At 63.9% G+C, this 14,455-nt stretch carries 5 protein-coding genes and 1 pseudogene; all 6 read right to left on the minus strand.

All coding sequences use genetic code 11. The features are described from left to right. Positions 1-150: 150 nt before the first annotated feature. The 6 genes and pseudogenes from GGR61_RS02965 to GGR61_RS02990 all read right to left on the minus strand — a co-directional run bounded on the left by GGR61_RS02965 (position 151) and on the right by GGR61_RS02990 (position 14,109). Positions 151-2,619: a methyl-accepting chemotaxis protein gene (locus tag GGR61_RS02965; RefSeq protein WP_184620396.1), complete on the minus strand. Its 2,469-nt coding sequence runs from the start codon at positions 2,617-2,619 to the stop codon at positions 151-153. 88 nt (positions 2,620-2,707) lie between these two features. Continuing rightward, positions 2,708-4,825 carry a methyl-accepting chemotaxis protein gene (locus GGR61_RS02970; protein WP_184620397.1) on the minus strand — a complete coding sequence of 706 codons (2,118 nt, stop codon included), beginning with the start codon at positions 4,823-4,825 and terminating at the stop codon, positions 2,708-2,710. A 573-nt stretch (positions 4,826-5,398) separates the two neighbouring features. After that, positions 5,399-7,648: a methyl-accepting chemotaxis protein gene (locus GGR61_RS02975; protein WP_184620398.1), complete on the minus strand. Its 2,250-nt coding sequence runs from the start codon at positions 7,646-7,648 to the stop codon at positions 5,399-5,401. A gap of 846 nt (positions 7,649-8,494) precedes the next feature. Further along, positions 8,495-10,765, minus strand: a complete 2,271-nt coding sequence (locus GGR61_RS02980; RefSeq protein WP_184620399.1) for a methyl-accepting chemotaxis protein — start codon at positions 10,763-10,765, stop codon at positions 8,495-8,497. Positions 10,766-11,096: 331 nt separating this feature from the next. Beyond that, positions 11,097-13,334, minus strand: a pseudogene (locus GGR61_RS02985) (methyl-accepting chemotaxis protein); the annotation flags it as partial. Between the two features lie 13 nt (positions 13,335-13,347). Further along, on the minus strand, positions 13,348-14,109 hold the full coding sequence (locus tag GGR61_RS02990; protein WP_184408619.1) for a transporter: 762 nt from the start codon (positions 14,107-14,109) through the stop codon (positions 13,348-13,350). Positions 14,110-14,455 lie beyond the last annotated feature (346 nt).

A 14,455-nucleotide genomic window follows, 5' to 3' on the forward strand; every position in this document is an offset into this window, starting at 1 on the left:
GGCTGCCTGCGCAGCGGCTCCAGTGGCCGGTTCGCTGGTCCATGTCGGGCCGATCACGGCACGGCACGCCGATCGGCCGATTCGGATCGGCCCACCATCAGCCATGCGTTGCCGCGCGGCCACATCGCGGAGCAAGCGCGTGCGCCGGTCTCAGGCAGCCCGACCCAGGGAGGGGGCGGCCGCCTGCAAGCGGAAGACCGCCACCGCATCGCGCAGTTGCTGCGCCTGTTCTTCCATCGCGTGTGCGGCGGCAGTGGCTTCTTCCACCAGCGCGGCATTCTGCTGGGTGGCCTGGTCCATCTGCGCGATGGTCTGGCCGACCTGTTCGATGCCCTGCGACTGCTGCTGCGAGGCTTCGCTGATCTCCTGCATGATGGTGGCGACGCTGTGCACCGAATCGACGATGTCCTGCATGGTGCGTCCGGCCTGGCCGACCAACTGGTTGCCATGTTCGACCCGGCTCACCGAATCGGCGATCAGCTGCTTGATCTCCTTGGCAGCAGCGGCCGACCGCTGGGCCAGGGTGCGTACTTCGGAAGCCACCACGGCAAACCCGCGCCCTTGTTCGCCGGCGCGTGCGGCTTCCACCGCTGCATTCAGTGCCAGGATATTGGTCTGGAAGGCGATGCCGTCGATGACCCCGATGATGTCGGCGATCTTGCTGGAAGCGGCCTGGATGTCGGCCATGGTGTCCACGACCTGGCCGACCACCGTTCCTCCCTGCGAAGCCACCGTGGCTGCGCCCACCACCAATTGATTGGCGCGGCGGGCATGTTCGGCGTTATTGCGCACGGTGGATGTGAGTTCCTCCATCGAGGCGGCGGTCTCTTCGAGATTGGCGGCCTGTTGTTCGGTGCGCTGCGACAGGTCCTGGTTGCCGGAGGCGATCTCGCTGGCGGCATCGTTGATGGTATCGGTGGAGTGCTGGATGCGTCCGACGATGTCGGCGAGCTGCGCGACGGTGGCGTTGGCGTCGTCGCGCATGCGCGCAAACACGCCGTGGAAATCGCCCTGCATGCGCAGGGTCAGATCGCCTGCGGCAATGGCCTGCAGCACGGTGGATAACGCAGCCAGATTGCCATCGGCGGTGGCCATCAACTGGTTGAGGCCTTCGACCATCGCCCGGAAGTCGTACTGGAAGCGCTGGGTATCGCCGCGCACGCTGAAATCGCCCTGGGCGGCGGCCTGCACCAGCAGCTTGATTTCGCCGTTCATCGCCGACAGGTTGGTCTTGACGGTCTGCATGGTGTCGCTGATGACGGCCTTTTCGCCGGGCAGGCGGTCCATGTCCTGGCTCAGGTCGCCGATGGCATAGCGCGACATGATCTGCGCCATGTGCATCTTCAGCGCGATATGCGCGCCGACCAGCGTGTTGGTATCGCGCACCATGGTGGCGTACGCGCCGGGGAAGCTGTCGGCCTGCATGCGATAGCTGATCTCGCCGGCATCGTGACGCTGGGCCATCTCGCTCTGGGCCGCCAGGACGTGCTGCAATTGCTCCTGCATCTTGCGCATGTTGTCCAGCAGTTGCCCGGTTTCATCGCGGCTGGGCGGCACGATGCGCTCGTCCAGCCTGCCTTGTGCGATGTCGGCAGCCACTGCGGCGGCGCGGCGCACATTGCGGATCAATCTGGACAAGGTGTACCAGCCGAGTGCGGCGATCAGCACCGCCAGCAGCGACAGCCCGGCAATGGCCTGCCACATCGCGCTGCGTGCATCGACCAGGTGCCGCTCGGACTGCTGCTGCAAGGCGTGCAACGACACGCCGCTGAGCGCGCGCATGGTGGTGGCCAGGCTGTCGAGCGCGGCGTTCCAGCGTTTGTCGGCCTGCGCGTCGCTGCCTTCCAGCGCGGCGCCGAGTTCGGCCAGTGCAGCGCTTGCGCGGGTGGCTTCGGTCTTGGCGGCGTCGGCCAGGGCAGGGTCGGGCTGTTCCAGCAAACCCATCGCCTTGTCCAGCTCATGCCGGAAACGTACGTGGCTGCGCGTCAGCTGGCCGAGTTGTTCGCGCAGCATGGCGCGGCTGTCGGCGGCCTGCGATGGGTCGCTGGCTGCGTCCAGGCGGGTCAACGATTCGGTGGCATCGGGGCCGTAGATCAGCGTGGCAACCACCAGGTGGTAGCTCTCGATATACGGGGTGTAGACCAGTTGGCTGTCGTCGCGCAGGGCGTCGAGCGCGGCAAACGCCTGCTCGCTGAGCGCGGTATAGCGGTCTGCAGTGGTGCCAGCGATGTGGCGTTGCTGCAGGGCGAGCAATTCTTTCTGGCTGCGTTCGAAGCCAGGCATGGTGGCGGTGGTGGCAAGCAGTTGGGTCAGATCGCGCTCGGCGCGCTCTGCGGCGGTCGTCGCGGCGCTGCCGCTGTCCACATGGGCTGCGTGCAGGTCGGTGATCAGGCCCAGCATCTGCGCGAGCGGCGCATAGCTGCGCAGTTCGTTGCTGCTGATGGAGACGCTTTCGTTGAGCTTGCCGCTGTAGAGCAGCACCGGAATGACGATGCCGATCAAGGCGAGCACACCGATCGCACCGAGCTTCTTGGCGATGGCCAGGTTATCCCAGCGGCTATTCCAGCGGCGCGGAGCAGGTGGGGTGGTCTGCGCCAATAGCGCGGGGGACGTGGTCATCGATATGTCTCATGGGCGTACGCAGCGTATCGGCGGCACCCGCTACGGCTTGAGCCGACCGGCAACTGTGCCGGTCGGCTCCGTTCAGTCAGAACTCCTGCCAGCTGCTGTCGTTGCTGGGCGCAGTGGCCACCGCACGCGGCTTGGAGGCGGCAGTGCGGCCGGCAGCGGCGACCTTGGCCTTCACCGTCGAAGACACCGACGGATGCGATGCAGCGGGACGCTGCGGCGTGGGCGCCTGTGTTGCATCGGTCTTGAACACCGCAACCGCTTCGGTGAGCTGGATGGCCTGATCTTCCAGCGAGCGTGCTGCAGCGGTGGCTTCTTCCACCAATGCGGCGTTCTGCTGGGTGGTTTCGTCCATCTGGGTGACGGTCTGGTTGACCTGCTCGATGCCGGAGGACTGCTCCTGCGATGCGGCGGAGATCTCGCCCATGATGTCGGTGACGCGCTGCACGCTGGAGACGATCTCGCCCATGGTCTTGCCGGCGCTGTGCACCAGCACCGAGCCGTCGGTGACGCGTTGCACGGAGTCGTCGATCAGGCTCTTGATCTCCTTGGCCGCCGCGGTCGAGCGCTGGGCGAGGGTGCGCACTTCACTGGCGACCACCGCAAAGCCACGGCCCTGTTCGCCGGCACGCGCGGCTTCCACGGCCGCGTTCAAGGCCAGGATGTTGGTCTGGAAGGAGATGCCGTCGATGACGGAGATGATGTCGGCGATCTTCTTGGACGAGGCTTCGATGCCGCTCATGGTCTGCACGACCTTGCTGACGATCTCGCCGCCCTGCGAGGCGACACCGGCTGCGCCGATGGCGAGCTGGTTGGCCTGGCGTGCGCTTTCGGCGTTCTGCTTGACGGTGGAGGTGAGCTCTTCCATCGAGGCAGCGGTTTCTTCCAGATTGGCGGCCTGCTGCTCGGTGCGCTGCGACAGGTCCTGGTTGCCGGCGGCGATTTCGCTGGCGGCGCCCTTGATCGAGATGGCCGACTGCTTGATACCGCTGACGATCTGGGCCAGCTGCGTGGCAGTGGCATTGGCGTCATCGCGCATCTGAGCGAACACGCCGTGGAACTCGCCGCTCATGCGGGCAGTGAGGTCACCGGCAGCGATCGACTGCAGCAAACCGGACAGCGACTGCAGGTTGCCGTCGGCGGTGGCCATCAGGTTGTTGAGGCTGTCCACCATCACGCGGAAGTCGTACTGGAAGCTGTCGGCATCGCCACGCGCACTGAAGTCGCCATTGGCGGCACATTGCGAAAGATGCTTGATTTCGTGATTGACCGCAGACAGATTGCCCTTGACCTTGGCCATGGTGTCGCTGAGCACGGCCTTGTCGCCAGGCAGGGCTTCCATGTCTTCGCGCAGGTCGCCGACGGCGTACTGCCCCATGATCTGCGCCAGGCGCATCATCACTGCGACATGCGAAGCGGCCAGGTCGTTGTTGCCACGCACGATCGTGGCGTAGTCGCCAGGGAACTCGGCTTCATTGACGCGATAGTTCAATTCGCCCTGGTCGTGCCGGCGCTTCATTTCCAGCTGGGCGTGCAACACCTTCTGCAACTGCTGCTGCATCTTGCTCATGCTGGCGAGCAGGCGGCCGGTTTCGTCGGTCCCGGTGCTGTCCACCACGATCGAGACGTTGCCGGCCGCGATGGAGTCGGCCACATGCGAGGCGGTGCCCAGGCGATTGACCAGGCGGCGACGAATCAACCAGCCGCTCACCCCTGCCACCAGCACGGCGATGCCGCTACCGATGATCATCGACCAGCGGCTGCTGTTCTTGGCGGCGGTCAATGCCGCGCTGCGCTTGACCAGCAACTCGTTTTCCTGCCCTTCGAAATCGACCAGCAGCTTACGGATCTCGCCCATCGCCACGCGTTCATGGCCGGCCTTGAACTGCGTCAGCAATTCGGCCAGATCGGTCTCGCTGCTTTCGCCGCGCAGCGCGATCAGGCGGTCTTCGTGGCCCATGAACTGATCGTAGGCGGCATGCAGGCGCTGCAGGCGTTCCTGCTGGACCGGGTTGTCGGCGGTCAACGTCTTGGCGCGGGTGAAGTCCTTTTCAAACTGCTCCTTGCCGTTCTTGTACGGATCCAGATGGGCCTGCTGGCCGGACAGCAAGAAGCCGCGCGCACCGGTTTCGATATTGACCGTGGCAATCGACATCGCGCGGCCGGTCGCGATGACCTGATAGGTGTGGTCGTTCATGGCCACTGCCTTACCCAACTCCGACTGCCCTCGCAGGCCTACCGTTGCAACGATCAAGAGCACAAGGACCACTGTGCCGAATCCCAGTGCCAGTTGTGTCGAAAGACTTAGCTGTTTCATCGAATGAGCCTTGAGCTGGTAAGACGTGGAGTAGTCGGAGCGGCAGACACCGCGCTCCGGGGAACAACCGTGGTTGGGCCACGGTGCGTCTCAGATGAGTTGCGTCTGGTGTCACCTGATTGCTGAACTAACTAACGGCGTAGTCACGCGAGACTTAAGTTCTTCATCACAGATCAGTCACGCAGTTTCGTCGGCGTTTAACTTCGTAAAACCGCAGCGTGCTGGCTGGTATGACCAGCAAGGTTTGCCGAGGCGATTTTTCCCGGATTTTTAACGATGCACGGGCCGGAATGCCCTCGATCCGGGGCTGTGCCAAGGCGTTAGCATCACTGGTATCTCAACCAATGGAGCGCGTTGGCGGGCCATGCGCGACCCGGCTGGCCTGATGCAACAAAAAAATGCGGCGCTGATGACAGCGCCGCATGTGCGTGGCAACAAGGATGCAGGCGGCGTTTAGAACTCGGCCCAATCCGTTCCATTGGAGGCGACCGCTACCGGTTTACCGACTACCTTGGGCTTGTGGGCTGCTGCAACCAGTTTGGGCTTGTGCGCAGGCGGCGCCGCCTGCGTAGTGCGGGTGACGGCGCGCACCGGTGTGCGGGCATGCCCGGCCTCGGTCTTGAACACCGCAACCGCTTCGGTGAGCTGGATGGCCTGATCTTCCAGCGAGCGTGCGGCAGCGGTGGCTTCTTCCACCAATGCGGCGTTCTGCTGGGTGGTTTCGTCCATCTGGGTGACGGTCTGGTTGACCTGCTCGATGCCGGAGGACTGCTCCTGCGATGCGGCGGAGATCTCGCCCATGATGTCGGTGACGCGCTGCACGCTGGAGACGATCTCGCCCATGGTGGTGCCGGCGCTGTGCACCAGCACCGAGCCATCGGTGACGCGTTGCACGGAGTCGTCGATCAGGCTCTTGATCTCCTTGGCCGCCGCAGTCGAACGCTGGGCGAGGGTGCGCACTTCACTTGCGACCACCGCAAAGCCACGGCCCTGTTCGCCGGCACGCGCCGCTTCCACGGCCGCGTTCAAGGCCAGGATGTTGGTCTGGAAGGAGATGCCGTCGATGACGGAGATGATGTCGGCGATCTTCTTGGACGAGGCTTCGATGCCGCTCATGGTCTGCACGACCTTGCTGACGATCTCGCCGCCCTGCGAGGCGACACCGGCCGCGCCGATGGCGAGCTGGTTGGCCTGGCGCGCGCTTTCGGCATTCTGCTTGACGGTGGAGGTGAGCTCTTCCATCGAGGCAGCGGTTTCTTCCAGGTTGGCGGCCTGTTGCTCGGTGCGCTGCGACAGGTCCTGGTTGCCGGCGGCGATTTCGCTGGCGGCGCTCTTGATCGAGATCGCCGATTGCTGGATCCCGCTGACGATCTGGGCCAGCTGCGTGGCAGTGGCGTTGGCGTCGTCACGCATCTGTGCGAACACGCCCTTGAATTCCCCCTCCATGCGTACAGTGAGATCGCCGGCAGCAATGGCCTGCAGGATGCCCGACAGCGATTGCAGGTTGCCGTCGGCGGTGGCCATCAGGTTGTTGAGGCTGTCCACCATGACGCGGAAGTCGTACTGGAAGCTGTCGGCATCGCCGCGCGCACTGAAGTCGCCATTGGCGGCCGACTGCGCCAGGTGCTTGATCTCGGTATTCATGGCGCCGAGGTTGACCTTGACCTGCGCCATGGTGTCGCTGAGCACGGCTTTTTCGCCGGGCAGCTTGTCCATATCGTCGGACAGGTCGCCGATCGCGTAACGGCCCATGATCTGCGCCAGGCGCATCTTCACTGCGATATGCGAGCCCACCAGCGTGTTGGTGTCGTGCGCCATGCGGCCGTATTCGCCGGGGAAGGCATCGGCGTCGATACGGAAGCTGATCTGGCCGTCGTCGTGACGCTTGGCCATATCGGCCTGCGCGGCGAGCAGGTTGCGCAGCTGCAGCTGCATCTTGCTCATCGCCTTGAGCAGGCGGCCCGCTTCGTCGTTGGCATGCGTATCGACGTCATTGTCCAGCTTGCCGCCGGCAATCGCCTCTGCGGCGCGGGTGGCGCGGCTCAGCGGCTGGGTCAGGCTACGGGTGATCACGTACGCCAGCAAACCGCTGATCAAAAGCACTGCCAGGCCGCCTGCAATCAACAGGTTTTTGCCGCGTGTCATGGCCTCGACAGATGTATCGTAGCTGACGGCGGTCTGCTTTTCCTGCAAACCGACGTTGTCGTCGATAGCGGCCAACCAGGTCATCATCGCCGGCCGCGCCTTGTCGACCATCAATTGTTGCGCCTGTTCATTGCGGTTTTGCACGGCCAGTGCGATCACCTGGTCGTTCAACCCTTTGGCGACGTCGCGTGCGGCGTCGATCTTGGCACGGACCTTGCGCCCCGCCTCAGAGGCCGGAAACGCATCGAGCGCTTTGCGCTCATGTGCATAAACCGCACGGCTTTTGTTGATCTCCTCAAGTGTTGCGGCATTCAACGCCGGGTCGGTGACCGCTGCCAACGTCCCCAGTGCGATAAAAATGTCCGCGTTCGCCGAGCGCATGTTGTTGCTCAGGCGGATCTTGACCAGACGGTCCTTGACGATGGTGTCCAGTTGCGCTCTCGCATCCACCATGGCGCTGAGCCCAGCCGCTACCAGCAGACCCGACAACAGGATGAGGATGCCGAAAGCTGCGCCTAGGCGGCGACCTACATTATAGCGCTGGAGAAATGCATTCATAATCGAATCCTGGTGGCGTTGTGCGGGTAAAGGAAGCGACGATGCAGCGCGGGCAGGCTGCTTGGTAATAGGTCGCTATGCCTTTAACGGCAGGTAACGGATATCACTGAATGGTCTGAAAACAATATATATATAAACTTATTTATACTTGTGATGTTCATCGAGTATATATGCTGGTCTACATGTTTTCCTGGCAGCCATTCAAAGATATAGCGGACTCTTCAGTATAATTTTAATACCTTGTTTGAATGGTGGACTCTGCAGTATATTTTCGGAAAACTATTTTTTTCAGTGCCCATGGCGCTGGCGGTGTCTTCGAGAGGAAGAGCAGCTAACAAAACCTGGCGAGCGCCTGTCAGGGAGTGCAGTGGTTTTGTCGGCCGTATCTTGGTGGATGCGGTCAGAAGTCCAGATCAAACACGGAGTGGGTCGAATGCGCGGTGCCCTCACCGCTGGCGGGACACGCCGTGAATCCATCCCTGGAGGCTCGGTGGCGGCATCCATGCCGCCACACGGTCCCGCAAGCGGCAAGGACACCGCACCAGAGACTCAGCTGGTTGCTTTGTTTAAACCCATGCATGCCGACCATCTTGACTGGTCCTTGCCCGCCCAGCGTCGCGGGACCTTACGCGGCATGGATGCCGCGTAAGCGCTTACAAGGACGTACTTGCAGCGTGTCCCGCGACGCTGGGCGGGCAAGGGCCCTGCAGCCAGGCCGCACATCAGCCGGCCTGCAGTAGGCTGACGCGAAGTCGTTTTGTTAGCCGCTCTAAACCAATAAAAAAGCCGCGCTCCTGAAGAGCGCGACTTTGACTGCATCGGCCGCTACATCGCCGATACGGTGGTTTAGAACTCGGCCCAGTCCGATTCACTGGACGATGCCACGGCCAGTGCGCCCCGTGCGGCAACAGCAGGCCGTGCTGCCGGCGACCTGGCAGTCGGCGGTGTGCTGGAAGACGCAGCGCGCGATTTGGCGGCGATGTGGCGCACCACCGGCGTGGCACGGGTCACCGCTTCCAGTTCGGCGGACAGGCGGAACAAGGCCACCGCTTCGGTGAGTTGCTGGGCCTGTTCTTCCATCGAACGGGCAGCGGCGGTGGCTTCTTCCACCAGAGCCGCGTTCTGCTGGGTGGCTTCGTCCATCTGGGTGACGGTCTGGTTGACCTGCTCGATGCCGGCCGACTGCTCCTGCGAGGCAGCGGAGATCTCGCTCATGATGTCGGTGACGCGCTGCACCGACGACACGATCTCGCTCATGGTGGTGCCGGCCTGGCTGACCAGCGCCGACCCTTCGGCGACCTTGCTCACCGAGTCGTCGATCAGTCCCTTGATCTCCTTAGCGGCAGCAGCCGAGCGCTGCGCCAGGGTGCGTACTTCGGAGGCGACCACGGCAAAGCCGCGCCCCTGTTCGCCGGCACGCGCCGCTTCCACCGCTGCATTCAAGGCCAGGATGTTGGTCTGGAACGCGATGCCGTCGATGACGCTGATGATTTCGGCGATTTTCTTCGATGACGTTTCGATGCCCGACATGGTGGTGACCACCTGGCCGACGACGTTGCCGCCGTGCGACGCCACATCTGCCGCGCCGATCGCCAACTGGTTGGCCTGGCGGGCGTGTTCGGCGTTCTGCTTGACGGTGGAGGTGAGCTCTTCCATCGAGGCGGCGGTCTCTTCCAGGTTGGCCGCCTGTTGTTCGGTGCGCTGCGACAGGTCGTTGTTGCCGGCAGCGATTTCGCCTGCTGCGGTGTTGATGGTCAGGGTGGAGTGCTTGATGCGGCCGACGATGTCGGTCAACCGCTGGGTGGTGGCATTGGCATCGTCGCGCAGGCGCGCGAACACGCCGTGGAACTCCCCATCCATGCGCGCGGTCAGGTCGCCGTCGGCCACGGCACCGAGCAACTGCGAGAGCTTGCCAAGATTGCGATCGCTGACGTCCATCATCGAATTCAGATCCGACACCATCACGGCGAAGTCGTACTTGAAGCGTGCCGCATCGCCACGCGCACTGAAGTCGCCGGCGGCAGCGGCTTGCGCCAGCTGCTTGATCTCGGTGTTGATCGACAACAGGCTGGCCTTGGCCGCATCCATCGCCTCGTGCAGGATCGCGCGGCTGGCCGGCAGACGGCGTGCGTCCTGGGTCAGGTCGCCTTGTGCGTACTGGTTGAGGATGCGTACGGAGTCGGTGATGGCATCCAGATGCTCAAAGATCATCGTATTGATGCCGCTGGCCAGCGTGCCGTACACGCCGGGGAAGTCTTCCGGCATGCGGTGGGTGATGTCCTCGGCCGCATGCAGATGCGACATGCGCGCGGTCTCGTCGGAGAAGCGGCGCAGCATCTGCGTCATGCTGCCGGTGGCATCCAGCATCTGCCCGATTTCGTCGTTGCCGGTCTTGTTCACCTGCACGCTCAGATCGCCGCGCGAGACTGCCCGGATCGCCCCCAGCGCCTTGGACAGCGGGTTGGTGATGCTGCGTGCGATCAGCCAGCCGAAGGTCACCGACAGTGCGGCCATCAACAGCGTACCGATCAGCAGCACGGCGCTGGTCAGCTTGGACGAGGCAGCGCTGGCAGCGACCATGTCGCCCAAGGCCTTGGACTGCCGCGCATACAATTTATCCACCGCAGCAAACAGCGTCTTGCGCAGCTCGCCGGACTGGCTGCGCGAAAATTCCCTGGCAGCCGTGCGATCGGGCTGCAGATAAAGTGGGCGCAGCTGCTGATTGGCAGCGAAGTAACGCGTGCTGGCATCGGTGAGCGCGGCGTAGTCGTCCTTCAACGCAGACGTGGGGCCGATCTTGCTATCGAGCGCCTTTTGCGTTTCGACATACTTGGCCTGGATCTCGTCCATGCGCTTGAGGAACATCGCATAGCGTTCCGGGTCTTCGAGATTGAGAAACTGGCCCACCTCATAGACACGGAATTCGCCGGCAAACCCACGTAGCTCGGAGAGCCGGCTCAACACGGGCACCACGTCCTGGTTGATCAGGGTGGTTTGCTGCTGCATCTGGTTCATACGCCACAGGCCCAAGCCGCCCAGCAACGCGGTCAGGACTGCACTCAGGCAGAAGGCCGCCATCAGTTTGCGGCGGATCGGCCAATCGTTGAACTTATTCATCAGTTACCTTGGGTATCGCACAGGGAGAGTCCAGCTCGCTAACGGCCCGCCGGTTTGATTCTTTACGCTGCACGGATGACTGGTTAGCAATAGTGCGCCGCAACCCGCAAAAATCATGCAAGAAACATGTTGCTGCGCTAGGCCACCCTTTGCTCGCATGACGCATCAGCCTGCACGCGCACGTGCGCGCCTGCAGGCCTGCGCACTTCCAGCATCCTGCAGTCGACCATGATTGCGCGTGGCGATCGCAGGCGGGCTGGCAGCGCTAGGGAGAGGCGGCTGTGCGCGTGGCCATGCCGCCGACGCGGGTGACGGCAGGTGCCGTCGGTGTGCGCGCCGACGCGGTGGCGCCAGGCGCATCGGCCAGCGTGAAGCGCGACACCGCCTGCGCCAATTGGCCGGCCTGGTCTTCCATCGTGCGTGCGGCAGCGGTGGCTTCTTCCACCAATGCAGCGTTCTGCTGGGTCGCCTCATCCATCTGGGTGATGGTGCGATTGACTTGCTCGATGCCGGAGGACTGTTCCTGCGAGGCCGCAGCGATCTCGCCCATGATGCCGGTGACACGCTGCACGCTGGCCACGATATCGGCCATGGTGGTGCCGGCCTGGTGCACCAGCAGCGAGCCTTCGGCGACCTTGCTGACCGAGTCGTCGATCAGGTGCTTGATCTCCTTGGCCGCACCGGCGGAGCGTTGCGCGAGCATCCGCACTTCACTGGCGACGACCGCAAAACCGCGACCCTGCTCACCGGCCCGCGCCGCTTCCACCGCCGCGTTCAAGGCCAGGATGTTGGTCTGGAACGCAATCCCGTCGATGACGCTGATGATTTCAGCGATCTTCTTCGACGACACTTCGATGCCGGACATGGTGGTCACCACCTTGGCCACGACCGCACCGCCTTGCGAGGCGACACCGGCCGCGCCGATGACGAGCTGATTGGCCTGGTGCGCGCGCTCTGCGGTCTGCTTGACGGTGGAGGTGAGTTCTTCCATCGAGGCGGCGGTTTCTTCCAGGTTGGCCGCCTGTTGCTCGGTGCGTTGCGACAGATCGTTGTTGCCGGCGGCGATTTCGCTGGATGCGGTGTGGATGCTGCCGGCCGCCTGCTGGATACGCCCGATCACCAGTGCCAGGTGTTCGGCCGTGGTGTTGGCATCGTCGCGCATGCTGGCGAACACACCGTGGAAATCGCCCTGCATGCGTACGCTCAGGTCGCCGTCGGCCAGGGCGCTGAGCAGGCGCGAGATTGCTGCGATGCTGCCGGCGTTGGCGTCGAGCAAGGCATTGAGTTGCTGCGCCAGCTGCAGGAAAAAGCCCTGCTTGCCGGCGCTGTCGATGCGCTTGGACAGGTCGCCCGCAGCCGCGCTGCGCACCACATCGGCCACGTCGATCTCCACGCGCGCCTCGGCGGTGCGGTCGCGCCATTCGCAGACAAAACCCATGTGCGTGCCGGCTGCATCGCGAATGGCCGACACATCCTGGGTGATGCAGGCCGTGCGGTACTGCACCTCGCGTTGGGCGGCGCCCTGGCGGTCGAGACGTTGATAGATCTCCGCATCCTGCGCATTGCCCACTTCCAGCAGCGCCACCGATTGGCCGATCAGGTTCTGCGATCGCTCGAATGCCGGCGCGCAGGCATGGATGTCGTCGGCATAGGTCTGCAGCAAGGTCTGCAATGCGTTGTTGGTGTAGATGATGGTCAGGTCCGGGTCGGCGATGTACATGCCGGTGGAGGCGTTGTCGAGCGCGGTACGGATGCGCAGGTTTTCTGCGGCGATGCTGCGCTCGCGCTCCAATCGCTCGCGCAGTTCGCGCTGCATGCGGGCCAGCGCGGCCATCAGGCTGCGTGAATGGTGTGCGGCCACCGGAATCGGCTGGTCCAGCCGACCTTCGGCGATATGCTGGGCAGCGGTCATGGCGACCTGTGGCTCGCCGCCCAGCAGGCCGAACACCGAGCGCAGGATCCAGCCGGCGGCCAGTGCCAGGCAGACGAACGCGAGGACCACTGCGCCGCCTTGCTGCCACATCACCCGCTGGCTGTACTGCTCGGCCTGCTGGCGATTGGCCTTGTTCAAGGCCAGGATGCGCTCGCTGATGTCGCCCATGCGGGTTTCGAGCTGTTCGAATTTTTCGGTGAAATCGGCGTAGGCCGCGCTGCTGTCGGCATGCGTTTCGGCCAGGCCGATCACCTGGCTGGCCGAGGCGATATAGGCCTGCAAGGTGGGTGTCACTGCATCCAGATCGCTGCGCAGTGCCGGGGCGAGCGGCAACTTGCGGTTGGCTTCCAGCGCCTGATGGAATTCTGCGGCGTGTTCGTCCAGCGAGCTGCGTGCGTTGGCGATGGCGGCATCGTCCTGACGCGATGCGGCAAGCAGGCCGGCGGTGACGTCGCCGCGCAAGGCGTCGTGCATCATGTCCGCCTGCATGTGGTTGCGCAGCGCGTCGGAAGACGTCACCTGCGCGGCGATCGCGTCGAGCAGGCCGCGTTGGCCGTTGTAACCGACGCCGCCCAAGGCGAGCAGGGCAAGCGCTGCCACCAGCACCAGCATCCCCAGCATGTGCATGATCTTCATTGTGCGGCCTGTTTCAGAAGCGGAAAGACAGACCCACGCCGAGTGCGTGATCCGGTGAGCGATCGTTGAGGCCGCGGCTGTATACCGCATCCAGTTGCACATCGTTGCTCAGCAGCCAGGCAGAACCGACATCGAGCAGCGCGGTGGTGCCGCCGTCGTCGCTGTTGGCGATCTGCGGCAATGCCACTTCCACGAAGGAGCGCACGCGGTCGTTCCAGGCCTTGCCGAGCACCGCGCCGAAGATACCGGCGGTGTAGCGATTGCCTTGCCCATCGTCGTCCCACACCACGCCGGGCATCATGCCGGCCGAGATGCTGTCGCTGAGATCCCATTCGGCCACCAGCCGGAACGAGGGCCGCGCACCGTGGCCGCGCAGGGCGCGGGCACCGCTGGGCAGGTCCACGTGCAGCAGCCAGGCCAGCGAGGCCTTGCCATCGTCGGAGCCGGCAAGATGGTGTTTGACGCCGAGCGAGACGTCGGACATGCCGCTGACCGTCGCTTCGCCGGGTGCATCGATGCGCTGGAGCCCATCGGTCTCCAGCCGCAATTCCCAGGTCGGGCCCAGGCCATAGCGGAACAGGGTGGGGGTGGCATAGCCATCGACGCGATTGTCGCGTTCCCACGCCACGCTGGTTTCCACCTGCAGCCGACGATCACCGACAGTGAGGCTGGATTCGACGAAATCGGGACGGTCGGTAGCGATCGGCTCTTCGGCGCGGGCCTGGTCGATAGTGCCGAACAGGACAAGACAACTGGCGACAAGACAGACCTTCATGGCAACCCCTTGAACGATCGGAGATTCGGGTGCATGCGCGGGTCGGCGACCATGCGCATGGTCGACTGATCGGCTGTTGCGGTAAGCACAGACAGTCGATGACAGTTTGGTTAACGGCAACGGCCATTGAATCTTGATGTGCCGGCAAGCAACGGCAGGGCAGGGGTCTATTCGCAAAGTGCCAGCCAGACGATGCGCCGGGTATGCGATGCGCCGTTGCGTGGAGCGCGTGATGGACATGGGGATGCGTGCCAAGCGGGCTGTGGCGCGTCGAGACACGGCGTGAGGCACGACTCCAGGTGGTCGTGGCCCCGGGCATCGAGGTTCTTGTCGTTCGATGCCCGGG

This window comes from Xanthomonas sp. 3058 (assembly GCF_014199765.1).
Taxonomy (GTDB): Bacteria; Pseudomonadota; Gammaproteobacteria; order Xanthomonadales; family Xanthomonadaceae; genus Xanthomonas; species Xanthomonas campestris_B.

Coding starts and splice junctions, on each gene's coding strand:
- GGR61_RS02975 (WP_184620398.1), bottom strand. CDS start 7,648: ATGAATGCATTTCTCCAGCGCTATAATGTAGGTCGCCGCCTAGGCGCA.
- GGR61_RS02965 (WP_184620396.1), bottom strand. CDS start 2,619: ATGACCACGTCCCCCGCGCTATTGGCGCAGACCACCCCACCTGCTCCG.
- GGR61_RS02990 (WP_184408619.1), bottom strand. CDS start 14,109: ATGAAGGTCTGTCTTGTCGCCAGTTGTCTTGTCCTGTTCGGCACTATC.
- GGR61_RS02980 (WP_184620399.1), bottom strand. CDS start 10,765: ATGAATAAGTTCAACGATTGGCCGATCCGCCGCAAACTGATGGCGGCC.
- GGR61_RS02970 (WP_184620397.1), bottom strand. CDS start 4,825: ATGAACGACCACACCTATCAGGTCATCGCGACCGGCCGCGCGATGTCG.